The 17,662-nt window shown below is 70.6% G+C and carries 18 protein-coding genes, 1 tRNA gene and 1 other RNA gene; 3 read left to right on the top strand and 17 right to left on the bottom strand.

Features of this window, described 5'->3' with window-relative positions; translation table 11 throughout:
• Position 1: 1 nt before the first annotated feature.
• The 9 genes from K7640_RS13735 to ffs form a co-directional block, all read right to left on the bottom strand.
• Entirely contained in the window at positions 2–1,105 is a 1,104-nt protein-coding gene (locus K7640_RS13735) for an ABC transporter ATP-binding protein (RefSeq protein ID WP_222955199.1), read from the bottom strand.
• Positions 1,102–2,247 carry an ABC transporter ATP-binding protein gene (locus tag K7640_RS13730; protein WP_222955198.1) on the bottom strand — a complete coding sequence of 382 codons (1,146 nt, stop codon included), beginning with the start codon at positions 2,245–2,247 and terminating at the stop codon, positions 1,102–1,104. Before K7640_RS13730 ends, K7640_RS13735 begins: the two co-directional genes overlap by 4 nt.
• A gap of 58 nt (positions 2,248–2,305) precedes the next feature.
• On the bottom strand, positions 2,306–3,268 hold the full coding sequence (locus tag K7640_RS13725; RefSeq protein WP_222955197.1) for an ABC transporter permease: 963 nt from the start codon (positions 3,266–3,268) through the stop codon (positions 2,306–2,308).
• The gene (locus K7640_RS13720) at positions 3,265–4,269 is read right to left on the bottom strand and encodes an ABC transporter permease (RefSeq protein ID WP_222955196.1); all 1,005 of its coding nucleotides are present in this window, start codon (positions 4,267–4,269) and stop codon (positions 3,265–3,267) included. The genes K7640_RS13725 and K7640_RS13720 overlap by 4 nt, the downstream gene beginning before the upstream one ends.
• Before the next feature lie 83 nt (positions 4,270–4,352).
• Positions 4,353–6,017, bottom strand: a complete 1,665-nt coding sequence (locus tag K7640_RS13715) for an ABC transporter substrate-binding protein (protein ID WP_222955195.1) — start codon at positions 6,015–6,017, stop codon at positions 4,353–4,355.
• A 308-nt stretch (positions 6,018–6,325) separates the two neighbouring features.
• On the bottom strand, positions 6,326–6,919 hold the full coding sequence (gene recR, locus K7640_RS13710; protein WP_222955194.1) for a recombination mediator RecR: 594 nt from the start codon (positions 6,917–6,919) through the stop codon (positions 6,326–6,328).
• Between the two features lie 5 nt (positions 6,920–6,924).
• The gene (locus K7640_RS13705; protein ID WP_222955476.1) at positions 6,925–7,233 is read right to left on the bottom strand and encodes a YbaB/EbfC family nucleoid-associated protein; all 309 of its coding nucleotides are present in this window, start codon (positions 7,231–7,233) and stop codon (positions 6,925–6,927) included.
• 509 nt (positions 7,234–7,742) lie between these two features.
• Positions 7,743–10,373 carry a DNA polymerase III subunit gamma and tau gene (locus tag K7640_RS13700; protein WP_222955193.1) on the bottom strand — a complete coding sequence of 877 codons (2,631 nt, stop codon included), beginning with the start codon at positions 10,371–10,373 and terminating at the stop codon, positions 7,743–7,745.
• A 179-nt stretch (positions 10,374–10,552) separates the two neighbouring features.
• Positions 10,553–10,643: signal recognition particle sRNA small type (gene ffs, locus K7640_RS13695), an RNA gene on the bottom strand.
• 81 nt (positions 10,644–10,724) lie between these two features.
• On the opposite strand from ffs, the gene K7640_RS13690 reads away from it, so the two are divergent.
• From K7640_RS13690 to K7640_RS13680, 3 genes are all read left to right on the top strand, one after another.
• Positions 10,725–10,809: transfer RNA gene (locus K7640_RS13690), tRNA-Ser, on the top strand.
• A gap of 429 nt (positions 10,810–11,238) precedes the next feature.
• Positions 11,239–11,484, top strand: coding sequence for a hypothetical protein (locus K7640_RS13685; RefSeq protein ID WP_222955192.1), 246 nt, complete (start codon positions 11,239–11,241; stop codon positions 11,482–11,484).
• A gap of 6 nt (positions 11,485–11,490) precedes the next feature.
• On the top strand, positions 11,491–11,991 hold the full coding sequence (locus K7640_RS13680) for a hypothetical protein (RefSeq protein WP_222955191.1): 501 nt from the start codon (positions 11,491–11,493) through the stop codon (positions 11,989–11,991).
• A gap of 56 nt (positions 11,992–12,047) precedes the next feature.
• On the opposite strand, the gene K7640_RS13675 is transcribed toward K7640_RS13680, so the two are convergent.
• The 8 genes from K7640_RS13675 to K7640_RS13640 form a co-directional block, all read right to left on the bottom strand.
• The gene (locus tag K7640_RS13675) at positions 12,048–13,253 is read right to left on the bottom strand and encodes a site-specific integrase (RefSeq protein ID WP_222955190.1); all 1,206 of its coding nucleotides are present in this window, start codon (positions 13,251–13,253) and stop codon (positions 12,048–12,050) included.
• Positions 13,254–13,269: 16 nt separating this feature from the next.
• On the bottom strand, positions 13,270–13,479 hold the full coding sequence (locus K7640_RS13670; protein WP_222955189.1) for a helix-turn-helix domain-containing protein: 210 nt from the start codon (positions 13,477–13,479) through the stop codon (positions 13,270–13,272).
• A 481-nt stretch (positions 13,480–13,960) separates the two neighbouring features.
• Entirely contained in the window at positions 13,961–15,523 is a 1,563-nt protein-coding gene (locus K7640_RS13665) for a hypothetical protein (protein WP_222955188.1), read from the bottom strand.
• Positions 15,520–16,512 (bottom strand): bifunctional DNA primase/polymerase, encoded by a 993-nt coding sequence (locus K7640_RS13660; protein ID WP_222955187.1) that lies wholly within the window; start codon positions 16,510–16,512, stop codon positions 15,520–15,522. The genes K7640_RS13665 and K7640_RS13660 overlap by 4 nt, the downstream gene beginning before the upstream one ends.
• On the bottom strand, positions 16,505–16,774 hold the full coding sequence (locus tag K7640_RS13655) for a hypothetical protein (protein WP_222955186.1): 270 nt from the start codon (positions 16,772–16,774) through the stop codon (positions 16,505–16,507). The genes K7640_RS13660 and K7640_RS13655 overlap by 8 nt, the downstream gene beginning before the upstream one ends.
• Positions 16,774–17,103, bottom strand: coding sequence for a MazG-like family protein (locus tag K7640_RS13650; RefSeq protein ID WP_222955185.1), 330 nt, complete (start codon positions 17,101–17,103; stop codon positions 16,774–16,776). The genes K7640_RS13655 and K7640_RS13650 overlap by 1 nt, the downstream gene beginning before the upstream one ends.
• Positions 17,100–17,399 (bottom strand): hypothetical protein, encoded by a 300-nt coding sequence (locus K7640_RS13645; RefSeq protein ID WP_222955184.1) that lies wholly within the window; start codon positions 17,397–17,399, stop codon positions 17,100–17,102. The genes K7640_RS13650 and K7640_RS13645 overlap by 4 nt, the downstream gene beginning before the upstream one ends.
• Complete coding sequence (locus tag K7640_RS13640) at positions 17,396–17,638, bottom strand: hypothetical protein (protein WP_222955183.1); 243 nt, start codon at positions 17,636–17,638, stop codon at positions 17,396–17,398. Before K7640_RS13640 ends, K7640_RS13645 begins: the two co-directional genes overlap by 4 nt.
• Positions 17,639–17,662 lie beyond the last annotated feature (24 nt).

Genomic DNA, 17,662 nt, shown 5'->3' with positions numbered 1-17,662 from the left:
GTCAGACGTACGAGCCGGGCTCGCTGGGTGCGGAGACCACGCTCGGGTCCTCACCCTCGTCGGTGGGACGGGTGATCTGCGCGGCCACCTCGTGCGGGCGCAGCTCACCGCTGGCGATCTGCTCGGCCCAGTGGCAGGCCACCCGGCTGCCGCCGATGTCGCGCAGCACGGGCCGCTCGTCCGAGCAGCGGGTCGGCTGCGCCCACGGGCAGCGGGTGTGGAACCGGCAGCCGGACGGCGGGTTGGCCGGCGAGGGCAGGTCACCGGCGAGCAGGATCCGCTCGCGGCGGTCCTCCAGGTCCGGGTCCGGCACCGGCACCGCGGACATCAGCGCCCGGGTGTACGGGTGCAGCGGCTGAGTGTAGAGCCGATCGCTCGGCGCCTCCTCGACCAGCGCGCCCAGGTACATCACCCCGACGGTGTCGGAGATGTGCCGGACCACGGCCAGGTCGTGCGCGATCACCAGGTAGGTGAGGCCGAGGCTGTCCTGGAGCTCGTCGAGCAGGTTGACCACCTGGGCCTGGATCGACACGTCGAGCGCGGAGACCGGCTCGTCGGCGACGATCAGCTCCGGGCCCAGCACCAGCGCCCGGGCGATGCCGATGCGCTGCCGCTGACCGCCGGAGAACTCGTGCGGATAGCGGGAGAGCGCCCACCGGGGCAGGCCGACCTTGTCGAGCGTCTCACCGATGATCTTCCGGCGCTCGTCCCGGCCGCCACCGATGCCGTGCGCCTGGAGACCCTCGGTGAGGATCGACTCGACGTTCTGCCGGGGGTCCAGGCTGGACAACGGATCCTGGAAGATCATCTGCATCCGGCGGCGCAGCGCGCGCAGCTTGCCGGCCGGCAGCTTGCCCAGTTCCACGCCGTCGAAGACGACCTCGCCGCCGGTGGGCGGGGTGAGCTGGAGCAGCGCCCGGCCGAGCGTCGACTTGCCGCAGCCGGACTCGCCGACCAGCCCGTACGTCTTGCCGCGCGGGATGCTCAGGTCGACGCCGTCGACCGCCTTGACGTGCCCGACCGTCCGGTCGAAGAGCACCCCCCGCTTGATCGGGAAGTGCACCTTCAGGTCGCGTACCTCGACGAGGACGTCCTGCTCGCTCATGATGACTCCTCCTCGCGCGAGCCCAGGCCCGGCGGGGCGGGCGGGTCGGTCGGGACGGCCTGCGCCGGCACCGAACCCGGTTCGGCCGCCGTCGGCACGGCGGCGACGGCGTCGTCGCCGGTCGGCGTCGCCCGGTAGAGGTCCTCGGCCTCGGCCTGCGTCGCGCCGGGCACCGGGGCCGGGTTGACGCACCGGTAGCTGCGGCCGTCGTGGGCGAGCACCAGCTGCGGCGGTTCGCCCACGCACTCGTCGACGCGGCGGGTGCAGCGGGGGGCGAAGGCGCACCCCTCCGGCCAGGGGAGCACGTCGCGCACCGAGCCGGGGATGGGGTTGAGCCGCTCGCCGCGCCCGCTGTCCAGGCGCGGCACCGAACCGAGCAGACCCACGGTGTACGGGTGGCGGGGCTCGCGGAACAGCGGTCGCCGGCGGGCGGTCTCCACCACCCGGCCGGCGTAGAGCACGTTGACGGTGTCGCAGAGCCCGGCCACCACGCCCAGGTCGTGCGTGATCATCATCAGCGCGGTGCCGGAGTCCCGGACCAGTTCCTTGAGCAGTTCCAGGATCTGGGCCTGGATGGTGACGTCCAGCGCGGTGGTCGGCTCGTCGGCGATCAGCAGCCGGGGCTGGCAGGCCACCGCCATGGCGATCAGGGCGCGCTGCCGCATCCCGCCGGAGAGCTGGTGCGGGTACTCCTTGAGCCGGCGGCGCGGGTCGGGGATGCCGACCCGGTCGAGCAGCTGCGCCGCCTCCTTGGTGGCGGCCTCGCCCTTCATGCCGCGGTGCCGGGTGAGCACCTCGGTCACCTGGACGCCGATCGGGACCACCGGGTTCAGCGAGGAGAGCGGGTCCTGGAAGATCATCGCGATGTCCCGGCCCCGGATGTCCCGCCGGGAGCGGTCGTCGAGCTGGAGCAGGTCGGTGCCGTCGAAGACCGCCTTGCCGCCGACCCGCAGGCCCGGCTGCTTGGGCAGCAGGCCCATGATGGCCAGCGAGGTGACGCTCTTGCCGCAGCCGGACTCGCCGACCAGGCCGACCACCTCGCCGGCGTCGACCGAGAAGGACACCCCGTCCACGGCGCGCACGGTGCGCTGACCGCGCCGGGCGAACGTGACGGAGAGGTCGTCCACTTCGAGCAGTGCCATTACCGGCCCTCCGTTCGCGACTGCAGGTTCACTCCGCGTGCTTCACACATGGCCGGACCTACTTCCGCAGCTTCGGGTCGAGGGCCTCGCGCATCGCCTCACCGAGCAGGGTGAAGCCGAGCGCGGTGATGATGATCGCCACCGCCGGGTAGATCGCCAGGCCGGGCCGGACGCCGAGGTACGGCTGCGCTTCGGCGAGCATCACCCCCCACTCGGGGATGGCCGAGTTCTGGTTGCCGAGGCCGAGGAAGGACAGCGCCGCGGCCTCGATGATCGCGGTGGCCAGGGTCAGCGTGGCCTGGACGATCACCGGGGCGAGCGAGTTCGGCACCACGTGGGTCAGCGCGATCTTCGACTTCTTCACGCCGAGGGCGGTGGCCGCCAGCACGTAGTCGCTGTTGGACTGGGAGATCATCGAGCCGCGCAGCAGCCGGGCGAAGACCGGCACCGACACCACGCCGACCGCGATCATGACGGTGATCAGGCTGGGCCCGAGCAGCGCCGCGATGCTCACCGCGAGCAGCAGGCTCGGCATGGCCAGCAGCATGTCGATGAAGCGCATCAGGGTGGAGTCGATCCACCGGCCCCAGCGCCCGCCGAGTCCGGCCGCGGTGCCGGCGACTCCGCCGATCAGCGCGCCGATCGCCAGCCCGATCAGGGTGGCGACCACGCCGACCAGCAGGGTCTGCCGGGCGCCGACGATCAACCGGCTGAACTCGTCCCGGCCCTGGTGGTCATAGCCGAGCCAGTGGTCACCATCGATGCCAGGGATGACCCCGGGCCTGATCAGACCCTCCCGGATACCGATCGTGTCGGTCGGCGAGTAGGGCACCAGGAAGGGGCCGACAAGCGCCACCACGACGAACAGGGCGAAGATGACCGCGCCGACGATGGCGGCCGGGTTGCGCCGCAGCCGGCGGAACGCCTCCTGCCAGACGCTGACGCCCTGCTCGTCCTGACGGGCGGCGAGCTCGGAGAGACGGTCCAGCTTCTCGCGCTTCTTGCCAGTGGTGATGGTCATCGCACCCTCACCCTCGGGTCGATCACGCTGTAGGAGAGGTCGACGATCAGGTTCACCAGCACGTACACCACCGCAATGATCATGATGAAGCCCATCAGCACGGGATAGTCGCGCTGCCCGATCGCCTCGGCGACGAACGCGCCGATGCCGCTGAAGGCGAAGACTGTCTCGGTCAGCACCGCGCCGGAGAGCAGGCCGCCGGTGAGCAGGCCGATGGACGTGGCGACCGGCAGCATCGCGTTGCGCAGCACGTGCCGGCGGCGCACCGTGTTCTCGGTCAGGCCCTTGGCCTCGGCGGTCCGGACAAAGTCCTCACCGAGCACCTCCAGCACGCTGGCCCGGGTGATCCGGACGATGATCGCCAGCGGGATGCTGGCCAGTGCGATGCCGGGCAGCACCAGATGCCAGAGGGCGTCGGCGGCGGCATCCCACTCGCGGGTCATCAGCCCGTCGAGGAGGAAGAAGTTGGTGACCCGGGTCGCCCCGATGGTCGGGTCCTGCCGGCCGCTGGACGGGAACCAGTGGAAGTGCTCGGAGAAGATCGCCTTGAGCACGTAGGCCAGGAAGAAGACCGGGATGCAGATGCCGATCAGCGAGCCGCCGACCGAGGCGTGGTCGAGCAGCCGGCCGCGGCGGCGGGCGGCCAGGTAGCCCAGCGGGATGCCGATGCCGATGGCGAGGACCATCGCCATGATGGTCAGCTCGACGGTGCCGGGGAAGCGCTCCACGAACTCGGTGGTGACCGCCCGCTTGGTGGAGGTCGAGGTGCCCAGGTCCAGCTTGATCATGCGGCGCAGGAACCGCGCGTACTGAACCAGGATCGGCTCGTCGAGGCCGAGGTTGCGCCGGATCTGCGCGCGCATCTCCGGCGTGCCGCGCTCACCCAGGATCGCGGTCTCGGGCCCGCCGGGTAGGCGGTGCAACCAGATGAACAGCAGGACGGAGAGCCCGAACAGCGTCGGTATCAGCTGTAGCAGGCGCCTGACGATGAAGCGGAACACGGCGGCCTCGGAGGGGGTGCGGAGGGGTGCGGGCGGACGCCGTGGAGACGGCGCCCGCCCGCGTTGGTGCTCTCAGGTCAGGTTCAGGACTTGAACTCTGCGGTCGCGTACCGCTCGTCGGTGAGCGGGCTCGCCTTGATGCCGGTCACGTCCTTGCCGAACACGATGGCCGGCGGGGAGTGCGAGATCGGCACACCCGGCAGGAAGTCCATGATCGCCTTGTTGAGGGCCTTGTACTTCTCCGTCCGAGCCGCCGCGTCGGCGGTGGTGTCGGCGTCCTTGAACTGGGCGAAGAGCTCGGGGTTGTTGAAGCCCCACTCCGGCTTCACCCGGTCGAAGAAGGTGCCGATGAAGTTGTAGCCGTCGCCGTAGTCACCGGTCCAGCCCAGGAAGTGCAGGTCGTGCGCCGCGCCGGAGGTGGTGGCGTTGAGGTAGTCCGGGCTCCACTTCAGCGGGATGCCCTGGACGTTGATGCCGACCGCCTTGAGGTCCGCCGAGAGCAGCTCGAAGATGTCCTTCGGGTTCGGCATGTACGGCCGGGTGACCTCGGTCGGGTAGTGGAACCGCAGGGTCAGGTTCGACGCGCCGGCCTCGGCCAGCAGCTGCTTGGCCTTCTCCGGGTTGTAGTCGTACTTGGTGACGTCGCCGTTCCAGCCCTCGACGGTGTCCGGCATGAAGTTCAGCGCGACCTTGGCGCCCGGGGGCAGCTTCGAGTCGACCAGCGCCTGACGGTTCAGCGCGTACGCGATGGCCTGCCGGACCTTGATGTCGGCGAGCTTCGGGTTCCCCTTCTGGTTGATCGCCAGGTAGAGGACGTTGAACGCGGGCCGGGTCAGGACGTTGAAGCCCTCGTTCTTCAGCGGCTCGACGTCGGCCGGGCCGACCAGGTCGTAGCCCTGGATGTCACCCGAGCGGAGCGCCTGCTTGCGGGCGTTCTCGTCCGAGATCGTCTTGAAGATGATGGTCTTCAGCTTGGCCTTGTCGCCGTAGTAGTCGTCGTTGCGCTCGATGGTGAGCGTCTTGTTGGCGACGTCCCAGGACTTGAACTTGAACGGCCCGGTGCCGGTCGGGTGCTCCAGCGCGTACGCCGGGTACTTGATGTCCTCGGCGGTGCCGCCGACGTTGCTCGCGTCGTACTGCTCCAGCGCCTTCGGGCTGTGGATGGAGAACGACGGCAGCATCAGGGCGGCCGGGATCTTGCTGGAGACCCGGGTGAAGGCCAGGTCAACCGTGGTGGCGTCCTTGGCGGTGCAGGACTTGAAGAGGCTCGGCGGCAGGTCGGCGCTCTCGTTCTTGGCGAAGCCGCCCATGACGTCCTGCCAGTACGCCGTCACGTCCGGGCTCTGCATGAGGCCCTTGGCGTTGTACCAGCGGTCGAAGTTCTTGCAGACCGCCTCGGCGTTGAATTCGGCGCCGTCGTGGAACTTCACGCCGGAGCGCAGCTTGAAGGTCCAGACCGTGCCGGTCGAGTCCGGTTCCCAGGACTCGGCCAGCCCCGGGGTGACCTTGGTGCCACCCTCCTCCGGACGGACCAGGGTCTCGAAGACCTGACGCGCCACGCGCAGCGACTCACCGTCACTGGCGAAGCTGGGGTCGAGCACCTTCGGGTCTCCGGCGACGCCGAAGACGAGGGTGTCCTTCTTGCTACCGCCGGAATCACTGTCGCGATCGCTCTCGGCGCATCCTGCTACCGCGAGAGCCGCGACCGCGATGGCCGCGACAGCGGCCTTCGGCCTGGGTGCACGCATGGTGTGCTTCACCTCGTCCTTGGGGGAACGGACAACGTGGTGACAGGGGTCACCGATGGCGGTGACCTTAGCCCCCGTTCGGACCGCCGGGAAACTGCCGACGAAGCGGTTGGTACCGGATCGTGTCTTAACTGGTACGACGGAGGGCGTTCGGTGTCACATGTGGCGGCGAAAAGAACCATTTACCCCGCTACCAGGTTGGCCGATTTGTTACATCGACGGTCACCAGCAAGGTCCACATGTCAGAACCACGGACGGCCGGCACCGGGGCTCCGGCACCGGCCGTCACAGGCCCGATCAGGTACGCGTCAGACCGCGCGCCGCCCCTCGAAGGCCCGACCGAGCGTGATCTCGTCGGCGTACTCCAGGTCGCCGCCGACCGGCAGGCCGCTGGCCAGCCGGGTCACCGCGATCCCCATCGGCTTGACCATCAGGGCCAGGTACGTCGCCGTCGCCTCGCCCTCGGTGTTCGGGTCGGTGGCGAGGATCAGCTCGCGCACCGTGCCGCCGCTCAGCCGGGTCATCAGTTCCCGGATGCGCAGGCTGTCCGGCCCGATGCCCTCCAGCGGATTGATCGCCCCGCCGAGCACGTGGTACCGGCCGCGGAACTCGCCGGTCCGTTCGATCGCGACGACGTCCTTCGGCTCCTCCACCACGCAGAGCACCTCGTCGGTCCGGCGCGGGTCGCGGCAGATCCGGCACTGCTCGGACTCGGCCACGTTGTAACAGGTGGTGCAGAACCGCACCAGGTCCTTGACCCGGCGCAACGCGCCGGCGAGCCGGTTGACGTCGGTCGGGTCGGCGGAGAGGACGTGGAAGGCGATCCGCTGGGCGCTCTTCGGCCCCACCCCTGGCAGCCGGCCCAGCTCGTCGATCAGGTCCTGGATGGCACCCTCGTACATCTGGCTCAGAACCCGGGCAGGCCGAGGCCGCCCATCCCGCCCGCGACCGGGCCCATCTTCTGCTCGGTCAGCTCGCGGGCCGCCTCGGCGGCGTTGTGCACGGCCGCCACCACCAGGTCCTCCAGCGTCTCCACGTCATCCGCGTCGACCGCCTTCGGGTCGATCTTGATCGCCTTCAGCTCGCCGGTGCCGGCGACGGTGGCGGTGACCAGGCCACCGCCGGCGGTGCCGGTCAGCTCGGCGTCGGCCAGCTCAGCCTGCGCCTTGGCGATCTGCTGCTGCATCTTCTGCGCCTGCTTCAGCATCTGCTGCATGTTCGGCTGTCCACCTGGGCGCACGGATGGCTCCTTCTCGCACTCGTCTGCTCGGCCGCGCTCAGCCTAACGCTAGGGGCAGCCGCACCCCGCCCGGCACTTCCGGGAGTGCCCGCCCAGGTAGTGGCGGCCGGGCGCCGCCGACCTTTCCGGCGGATCCGGCCCCGGCCCGGCACGCTTCGCACCACGGCCCCGGGCCGGCACGCTGCGGCGCGGCCGGCCCAACGTGTCGCATCTCGCGGTGTCCGGTCGGGGGCGGTGGTCGGCTGGGCGGGATGTTGACCACGGGCGGCCCGGCCTTACCTCATCCGCTCCCTACCAACTTGACCTCACCACCGAATCACCGATCCCCACCATTGCCGCAAACAGGCACGACGGAGACACCGAATGATTCGTCTACGACATCAAGTTGGTAGGGCTTGAACCGCACCCGCTCGGTGGTGAGCACGGGTGGCTGGTCGGGACGCACCCGCACCGACACCCCACCTGGACGGTCTGAGCGGCCGGAGCTATCGCGCGTCCACCTCGTTGATCTTCTCGGCGCCGAGGGCCTCCCGGAGCAGTTGCACCGCCTGTTCCTCGCTGGACTGCCGGGCGGTCCGCTCGTCGATCACCACGTCGAGCGGCTCGTCACCCGGGTCGAAGCCCTCGTAGGTCGGGGTGGCCGGCTGCCCACCCGGTCGCCCGCCGCGCAACGGCCCGTCGTAGTCCGGGTCGTACGGCGGCTCCCCCGCCCAGTCCGCGTCCGCGGTCCGCCGCGCCTCCTGACCGGCACGCGGCCCCTTGCCGGCGCCCGCCGCGGCAGCCCGCGCCGCGGCGATCGCGCTGCTCACCGGCGCGCCGTTGCTCGGCCGCCGGGGCGCGGTCGACGCCGTCCCCGATCCGGTCGCCGCGCTCCCACCCGGACCGCTCGCGCCGGTCGCCGCGCTCCCACCCGGACCGCTCGCGCCGGTCGCCGCGCTCCCGCCCAGGCCACTCGCGGCGGCACCCGGGCCGCCCGTCGCCGGCGGGCGGGCGCCGGGATCGCCCGCGGCCGGGCTCACGCCGGGCCTGCCCGCGACCGGGCCACCGGGCGTCGGGGCGTTCGTCGACGCGCCACCCGGGCGGGCCGGCTCCGGCCAGTCATCGCCGGAGTCGTCCGCCGCGCCGGCCATGTCAGCCGGCCGGGCCGCCGCACCCGGATCGCCGTCCCCGCCGGGACGGGCCGGCTCGGGCCAGTCCTCGTCCTCGCCGGACCCGCCGCCTGCCTGGCCACCCGGGTCGGCGGCAGGCCGAGACGCACCACCGCGAGCGGACTCGACCCGGCCCGCGGCGGGTGGCTGGCCGGACCCGGGCTGAGTCGGCGCCGCTTCCGGCGGCGTGGCCGGCCGGGCCGGCGTGGACGACCGCGCCGGGCCGCCGAGCGCGCTGCCGCCCCGCTCCCCGGCCACCTCGCAGCGGATCTGCCAGCGGACGCCGAACTCCTCGTACAGGGCCTCGGCCAGCACGGCGGTGTGGTTGCCCATCATCTGCGCCAGCACCGGCGACTTCACCGTCAGCACCAGGGTGTCGCCGTCCAGGTCCCGGACCACCGCGTCCCGCATCAACGCCGCGGCCGGCTTCTTGATCCGGTTGACCTTGGCGACGATGTCCGGCCACGCGCGGCGGACCGCCACCCCGTCCAGCGCACCCGGGACGGATGTGCCGGGGCGGGGCGGGGCCGGGGTCGCCGGGTCGGGCAGCACCGCCGACGGCGGCACCGGACGGCGGGCGGGGGCACCGGGCTCCGGAGCGGCCGAGCCGTGGGACGGGCCGGTCGGTTCCTGGGACGGGACGGCGGCGGGGACGGCCTGCGGGGGTGCGGCAGCCGCCGGCTCGCCGGCGGTCGACGGGTGCGGCGCGGCGGCAGCCGCGGGCGGGGTGGGAGGCTGCTGGCGTACCTCCGGGGCGGGCGCGACCGGCGCGGGCCCGGCGGTGGCCGGCGGCAGCTCGCCGCCACTCAGGGTGAGCCGGCGTTCCATCCGCTCCAGGCGCTGGAGCAGGCCGCCGGTCGAGTCGTCGGCGCCGGGCAGCAGCATCCGGGCGCAGATCAGCTCCATCAGCAGCCGGGGGGCGGTGGCACCGCGCATCTCGACCAGCCCGTTGTGCACGATGTCGGCGCACCGGGACAGGGTGGCCGGTCCGAGCCGCTGGGCCTGGGCGGCCATCCGCTCCATCTGGTCGGCCGGGCCGTCGATCAGGCCCTTGGCGGCCGCGTCCGGCACCTGCTGGAGGACGATCAGGTCGCGCAGCCGTTCCAGCAGGTCGGAGGCGAACCGGCGCAGGTCGTGCCCGGCCTCGGCCACCCGGTCGACGGTGGCGTACGCGGCGGCGCCGTCCCCGGCGGCCAGCGCGTCGCACATCTCGTCGATCAACGCCGAGTCGGTCACGCCGAGCAGCGCGACGGCCCGGGCGTAGCTGACCCCCTCCGGGCCGGCACCCGCGATGAGCTGGTCCAGCACGGAGAGGCTGTCGCGCATGCTGCCCGCACCGGCGCGCACCACGAGCGGGAAGACGGCCGGCTCGACCTTGACGCCCTCCGCCGCGGTCAACTGCTCCAGGTACGGCCGGACCACCTTCGGCGGGAACAGCCGGAACGGGTAGTGGTGGGTCCGCGACCTGATCGTGCCGAGGACCTTCTCCGGCTCGGTGGTGGCGAAGATGAACTTGACGTACTCCGGCGGCTCCTCGACCAGCTTGAGCAGGGCGTTGAAGCCGGCCGACGAGACCATGTGCGCCTCGTCGATGATGTAGATCTTGAAGCGGCTGCGGGCCGGCGCGAAGAACGCCTTCTCGCGCAGGTCCCGGGCGTCGTCGACGCCGCCGTGGCTGGCCGCGTCGATCTCGATGACGTCGATCGAGCCGCCGCCGTCGGGGGCCAGCCCGCGGCAGGACTCGCACTGCCCGCACGGCTCGGGGGTGGGGCCCTGCTCACAGTTGAGCGAGCGGGCCAGGATCCGGGCGCTGGATGTCTTGCCGCAGCCCCGGGGGCCCGAGAAGAGGTACGCGTGGTTGAGCCGCCCGCTGCGCAGCGCCTGCGACAGCGGCTCGGTGACCTGCTCCTGGCCGATCATCTCAGCGAAGGTGCGCGGCCGGTACTTGCGGTAGAGCGCCAGCGTCACTCGTCCCGCCTCCTCTCGACCGAGCCATTCTGCGCCGCTCGCCGCCGGCTGACCACCCACCACCCCGCCCACCACGCAAGGAGGAGGTGCAAGGAAGGTGCCCTTGTTAACGCTTCCGGTAGAGGAAGGGGCCCCTGTTAACACCTGAGCGCCCGCGCCCGCGGAGCCGGTACAGACAGAAAGGCCCCCCGTGCACCCGTCAGAGCCCGCTTATCCTTGCTGCCTTCCGGCCCTGGGGAGGTTCACGAGATGCACGCCGCACGGGGGGTGTGCCCAGCCTACCCGACGACTTGTCGATCTTCAGGGGGTGGTGGGGTGGCTCGCCCGTCCGGGACCTGTATCCTGGCTCGCGGAGGATTCGCCTAGAGGCCTAGGGCGCACGCTTGGAAAGCGTGTTGGGTTCACACCCTCACGAGTTCGAATCTCGTATCCTCCGCTCGCTTGAGCAGCACGAACGACAGGGCCGGCCCCCACGGGGACCGGCCCTGAGTCGTCTCCATGGCCGCAGCAGTCTCAGTTGTCGTCTCAGTCCCCCTCCGCTTGCTCTCCGAGCGCGCCCTACAGCCACAAGGTCACTCATGGGTAGGAGCCCACCCGCGAGCGGTCGCCCAGCGAAGCGACACCCTGCCGCCACCGCACCGAGCGCGTGGAGCCGTGCAGCCACAAGCGGTTGTCAGTGACAATCGCTTTCTTGTCGGCGACAAGGGCCAGACCCCCATTCCCCGCGACTCGACAGGCAGGGGCATCCCAATCGCACACTTGGTGCGACGCCCCGGAGAAGAGCTGCCCACAATAGGGAACGGCGCCCGAGCTCGTCCCTCGGGCGCCGCCATGCTCCCTACCCTCCAACAAGCAAGGAGCTGCTATGAAGACTAGCGAATTTGACCGACAGCCGGAAGAGCGCTGGAACGATGCGAACGTGAGCCTCCGGCGGCGTATAACCGTCCGACACTTCGTCATCGCGGCCACAGTTGTCGCATCGGCACACCTTGTTCACCAGCGCACCGACGATGCACTTATCACCTTGCTCAGTCTGCCAGTGATGCAGGGCTTCCTCTGCTATTGGCTAACCGAGCCAAGCGATACACACAAGCAGCCAGGAAGCTGGTGAGCAGCAATGAGCGATTGGACCGTTCGGATCTACTTCGCGAAAACCGCCGCGGCAAGTAGGGTGTCCAAGGTTCAGAACGAGCGATTGGCCCTCGATTGGAAAGTGATTGAGCGGCGCACAGGGGCAACTCTTGTGGCGACACAACTGGTAAGGCGCAGGACGGCATCTTCCGCATTGTTGAGTGCCGCACGGGCCGTGGAGTGGATCCGAAATATGGCAGAAGAAGATATCCAGCCCATCTCCGTCTCGATGCACCAAGATGGAGAGCCTGAACAAATACCTGAGCTTGTAACCCTGGCCGAGATTGCCGTCCAGCTAGGCGTTTCGAGACAGAGAGTCCAGCAATTGTCGCGCCAACCCTGGTTCCCCTCACCCGTAGCAAGGACGAAAAGCGGCCCCATCTACACTCTGGCGGATGCGCAGCAGATGCAGCGCGAAAGGGAAGCCAAGCTGGGCAGGGACTACACGCGTAAGCAACTGGTCGACGCGATCAAGGGTCAGGAATAGCATTTTGCGTGCGCAGCGGGGGGCGGCTATAAGCCGCCCCCGTCAAGAGCTACGTTTCACTCGTCTCCCCAGAGCAGCCCGCCAAGCTGCTGGGCGATATCACGGCGCACCTGGTCAGTCATGTGCTGGTACCGGACGGCCATCGCCGAGTTGGACCAACCCATGATGCCCATCACGGCGCGGCCGGAGACGCCGAGGACCAGGAGCGCGGTGGCGGCCGTATGTCGCGCATCGTGTAGCCGGCCGTCCCGCACTCCGGCGAGCTTGAGCAGCCGTTTCCATTCGTCGTAGTCCGTCGCCTGATGGATCGCCTCACCGGTCGGGGAGGCGAACACCCAGCCCTCATCGCGCCAGAGCTGGGCAGCGGCTTCGCGTTCGGCGTCCTGTTCCTTCCGGTGCTGCCGGAGTAATTCGATCAGGGCATCCGGCAGGCCGATGGAGCGGCGGCCGGCGCGGGATTTGGTGTCCGCCGCTACCGGCCGTTCGTTCACCCTGTCGGGGCATTGGCCGGGCAACCTCTGCTCGCATTTCCCGTCGCAACCGTGCCGCCACTTCGGCCGGAGAAGCGCCCGTCGCACAGTCAGCGTTCCGTGGTCTAAATCCACGTCCGGCCATTTCAGGCCCAGCGCTTCGCCTTGCCGTAGTCCGAGTGCGAGCGCTACGGCCCACCGGGCGCTATTCCGCCGCGATGCCGCCGCGCGAAGAATCGCCTGCACCTCGGGAACGGTGTACGGCTGCACCTCGGAATCCGGGAGGCGCGGCGGCTTGGCCAGCGCGGCGGGATTCCGGGCGAGATGCCCCCGGCGCACCGCCTCGCCGAGTGCCGTGCGGATGGTCCGATGCGCCTGGTGGGCGGTGCCGGCCGCGCTGCCGTTGGCCATCATCCGGCCGTACAGCTTCTCCAGGTGCTCTGGCTCTAGGCGGTCGAGGCGGTGGGCACCCACGCCTGGGATGAGGTGCCGGCGGACGGCGACCCGGTAGCCGTCGAAGGTGTTCGTACGGACCACCGGGCCGGCGATGTTCTCGACCCAGTGCGTAAGCCACTTCTCGACCGTCCAGCGCTGCCCCGGCTTCCGTACCGTGCCGTTGTCGCGCTCCCGTTCGAGGGTGCGGACCTTGCGGGTCACCTCGGCCTCGGTCTTCGCTTGGACGTGCCGCCGGTCCGGCTTGCCGTTGTCCTTTACTCCGACCGTCACGCGGCCGTGCCAGTAGCCGTCGCCGCCTTTGTAGATGCTGGATGCGCCGTTCGGTTTGCGTCCCATTGGCTGGCTCCTTTCGTCAAGCCGCGTGGTCGAGTGGCGTGGGTTCGGCGAGCAGGTTCCGCACGTACTCGTCGAGGCAGAAGGTGGGGATGCGGCGGAGGCGGCCGATGGTGACGGTGCGGATCTGGCCGGTCTTGATGAGGGCGTACATCGTGGTGCGGCCGATGCCGAGTCGTTGGGCGGCTTCTTCGATGGTCAGGACAACGCGGTTGTCTGGCGTGGGCACGGCTTCTCCCCGTGGTTCCGGTGGGTTGAGAGCGCCGGTGGCTGGCGTTCTCGTCGGGCGAGGGTCAGTTGCTAGGCACGGCAGGCAGATCGATAGAAGTCGTTAGGGCGGCCCGCTGAGAGCGCCGCAGAGCCACGATTTCGGGTGCGCCGGTGTGATGGCATGGGCCGGTTGGGCTCAGGGGCTCTCAGCGGGCCGGTCTGCGCGGGTTGGTCGCGGTGGTCGGCGTTCGTTGTGGGAGAGGCTGAACCATCTCGGCATCTCGGCATCTCGGCAAAGGTGCCGTTGAGCTGGGCAAACGGGTGCCGAGATCGTTCCGGGTTCGCTGAGTGATCTCGGCAAGTGGCGGTGATCTCGGCAGGTGGTGTGCCGAGATGCCGAGATCGATGGCTGTCTAGGTGGTTGATCTCGGCAGGTTGTTTGCGCAGCTAGGGTGCTGGTTTCGCCGAGATGCCGAGATGCCGAGATGGTTCAGCGGGTTTCAGCCTTGGTGGCGTTCGACCCAGAAGACGGCGCGGTTGCCGCGTTCGTGGCGGCCGGTGCGTAGGACGTGATCGCCGCGCCAGCGTCCGGCTTGCCCGGTGAGCAGCCGGCCGAGTTGCAGCGGGTTGGGCAGTCGGCCGGCGGCGGTGGTGATGAACTGGCCGTCCCACGGGTCGTGGGCGTCGCTGCCGAGGTGCATGGGTTCGGCGTCGCGGCGTAGGTCAGCGGCGGTCAAAGGTCGACCGGCGTGGCGCTCATGCCAGGTGGTGAGGAACGCGCGCCAGCGCGTTTCGTCTTCATCGATTTCCCGCACGTCGGCGGCGTTGGTGAGGAATCCGTCGATGCCGTGGTGGGCGAGGAATCCGCCGAGTGCTTGCGCCCACGGGGTGAACTGCCGCATCGACAGCCCGGAGACGCGGGGTGCGCCTTGCCGGGTCCAGTCGAGCACCAGCACCAGCAGGTGCCACAGCACGGTGAGCTGATTGGCCGGAATGGTGATCCATTGGTCGAGGTGTGGGATGCCGAACCCGGATTGGTCGCGCAGCTCGGGGCGGGGCATGTCCGGGTCGAGGTGCACTCGGACGGTGCGGGAGGCCATGTCTCCGCCGACTTGCAGGTTGTTGCCGGTGGCCATCCATAGCCGGTCGTTGACGGTGGCGATGTTGCGGGATGCGCCGAGTTGCCGGTCGGACCACACGCCGTTGGTGACGAGCTGGGCGAGCACGGCGGAGTCGATGACGGTGCCTTCGGCGAGGTTGTCCCAGATGACCACGCCGACCTGTTCGGCAAACACGGCGGTGATGGACTTGCGGAGTTCTTCGTCGGAGTAGGCCCAGTTCATGACGCGCTGCCCGTAGAGCATGCCGGGGCCGGCGGTGAGGATCGTTTTGCCGGATGAGGGCATGGTGGCGTCGATGAGCGCGAACGGGGTCAGGGATCGGGTGAAGTGCCGCAGGATCGGCGTGGCCAACAGCGCCACGTAGTTCGCCCGGTCTGCCGCGCTGGCCCAGGGGAAGTCGCGGAGGAATCGGCCGAGCAGGAACGTGCGCGCCTCCGCGACCTGCTCGGCCGTGGGCGCGTCGGGCACGGTGGGCAGGGCGACTTTCGAGGCGAGGTAGAGGCCGGTGGTGCGGTCGTAGCCGGGGGTCTGCAACAGGGTGCCGTCACGGCGCAGCACGGGTGCGCCGATGATGCCGCGTAGCGGCGCCACACCCGGCCACGTCTTCCCGGCCAGCACTGAGGACAGGACTTCCCGGGAAGGGGTGGTTTCCTCTTCGTAGGGTTCCGGGTCGCCGCCGTCGCCTTTGCGGGTGCGCATCCGGTAGACGTAGGCGTGCTCGGCGAGCAGCCCGGCCAGCCCGGCGGGGTTGATGACGCTGGCCGACACCGGCAGCGGCGAATCCTCATCGGCGGCCGGGGCCAGCTCGCCGGAGACGGCTTCCATGTGCACCAGCTGCCCGGCGGACACGTACGTGTCCGGGAGCAGCCCGTCGACCAGCGCGGCTTTGAGCGCGCGGATGCTCTCCGGGCCGGTGCCGACCTTCAACCGGGTGCCGCTCATGCCGCCTCCTGAATGCTGCTCAGGCGGCGAGGCTGGCGCGCGCCGACGCGCAGCCCGGAGGCGATCGTGCGGGCGATCTCGCCGGGCCGCAGCCCGATGGACAGGGCGACCGGTTCCAGGACGGCGGTCACGTCGTCGTCGGTCAGCGCTGCCCCGGCGGCGAGCTGCCCGAGCGCCACCGCAGAGGTGAACAGGGCGTGATTGCGCTGCCCGTCCGGGGCGGCGGCCAGGTGGGCGACTTGCCGGCGGATCGCGGCGGCCAGGTACCGGCCGTGCCGGTCGGCCGGCAGGCTCACCGCGGCTGCCGGCCGGGCCGGTCGCGGGACGGGGGCGAGCAGCCCGGCCAGCCATGCGGGGAGCGGCGCGGGTTCGTAGTCCAGGGCGACGGCATACGGGCGGCCGGTGACGGTGGAGCCGGCGGCGACGACGTAGCCGCCGTGGGCGCGGGTGTCGACCTTCCACCCGAGGCCACCGCGCTCTCCGGTGGTGTTGCGCAGGGCTGGGCCGGTGGTGGGGTGGCGGTAGTAGAGGTGGGTGCCGCCGCTACCGGTGCCCACGGTGTAGGTCGCCTCAATGCCGGTGCGCGGTCCGGCGTCCGGGCCGAACCCGTCGAACGGGTCGATCGGTGTGCCGTGCCGGGCGGCGAGGCTGCCGAACACGTCCCATCCGTCGCACGCTCCCGCCCACTCCGGCGGCGGGTTGTCGTCGGGGTGCTTCGGCACGTCCAGGTCGACCACGACCAGACCGGACGGGCCGCACGCGATCCCGATGCCGTACGGGCGGCGCGACCAGGCCCGGCGGATGCGGGCCGGGTCGGTGGTGGCGCGCTGCTCCCACCCGAGGTGGCCGGACCGGCAGCGTGGGTCGCGGCCGGCGCAGTCCTCGGCGGTGTGGTCGGGGAAAGCGGGTCGCTTGTCGTCGGGGCGCAGCGGGAAGACGTGCCAGCCGCGTTCGGCGTGGCCGAGGGCGGCGGTGAGCAGATCACGCAATGGACCTCTCCTTTCGGGCAGTGCGGCGGGCGCGGGCGGCGGCCAGGTCGACCACCGCGCCGCCTGCCGGGTCGGGCTGGCGGGCGGCGCGGTCGTGGCGCTGTTGGGCGCATGCGGCGCAGTCACGGCGCAGCAGGTCGACCGGCCGACCGGTGAGGGTGTCGGCGGCGGTCAGCCGTCGGCCGCAGATGTGCGGGTAGGGCTCGGCGTTGGTCACCGGGCGGCCGAGGACCGCCGAGGCGACAAGCCACCCGGCCGGCATCAGCGCTCCGGCGAGCGGTAGGCGTTGTCCAGTCGGGCGGCGACTTTGCCCACGCAGGCGGTGATGACCTGGCGCGGGTCGTGGCCGATGCTGGCGATAGCGACCAGGGCGGTGAGCACCACGTCGGCCAGCTCGGCGGCCACATCTTCCGTGGTGTGGGTGACGCCCTTGCGTGGGTTCTGGCCGATGGTGCCGATCCACGCGGACGCGGCTTCACCGGCTTCTTCGGTGACCTTGAGAATCCGCAGCCCGGTTTCCTCACGGTCACATCCGTTGATCGCGTCCAGACGGCCGGCGACCAGCGCGGCGAGGGTGAACAGGTCAGTCATGACGTGGCCTTTCTCGGACGAGGGCGGGCGGCGATGGCGGCGCGGGTGACGGCGTGCCGCAGGTCGCCGAGCAACCCGATCAGTTGGCGGCGGGCGGGCAGCTCGGCCGGGGCGAGGGCGACCCTGACGCGCACCTCGGCGTGTTCGCGGCCGGCGGCGGTGCGCACGCGCACGAGGACGGCGCGGGAGCGGCCGGCGATGTCGACCACGATCTCTTCGGAGCGGTGCTCCCCGAGGCCGCAGCGGTGACCTCCGGCGCACCAGTCGGTGTGCTCGTTCGGGTTGCGGCGGTTCATCGGGTGCCGGCCCGGTACTCGTCGCGGACGCGCTCGATGACGCGGCGGCCGACGCGCGGTCGTTTGCCGGTGCCGGCGCAGCGGTGGCACTCGCGGGTGAGTCGGAGGATGAGGCCGCGCCTCTCTCCGGTGCCCTTGCAGCGGCGGCAGGGGCCGAACGGCACGGCGTAGCACTTGATCAGGTAGAACGCTGCGTAACCGAGGATGGTCAGGCTAGCTAGCGCGGCGATGGTCAGCACGAAACGCCTCCACAGGCCGTTTTG

The organism is Micromonospora sp. PLK6-60 (genome assembly GCF_019890675.1).
Classification (GTDB): domain Bacteria; phylum Actinomycetota; class Actinomycetes; order Mycobacteriales; family Micromonosporaceae; genus Micromonospora.
The sequence above is the reverse complement of the archived record's forward strand: the minus strand, read 5'-3'. Positions and strand labels throughout refer to the sequence as shown.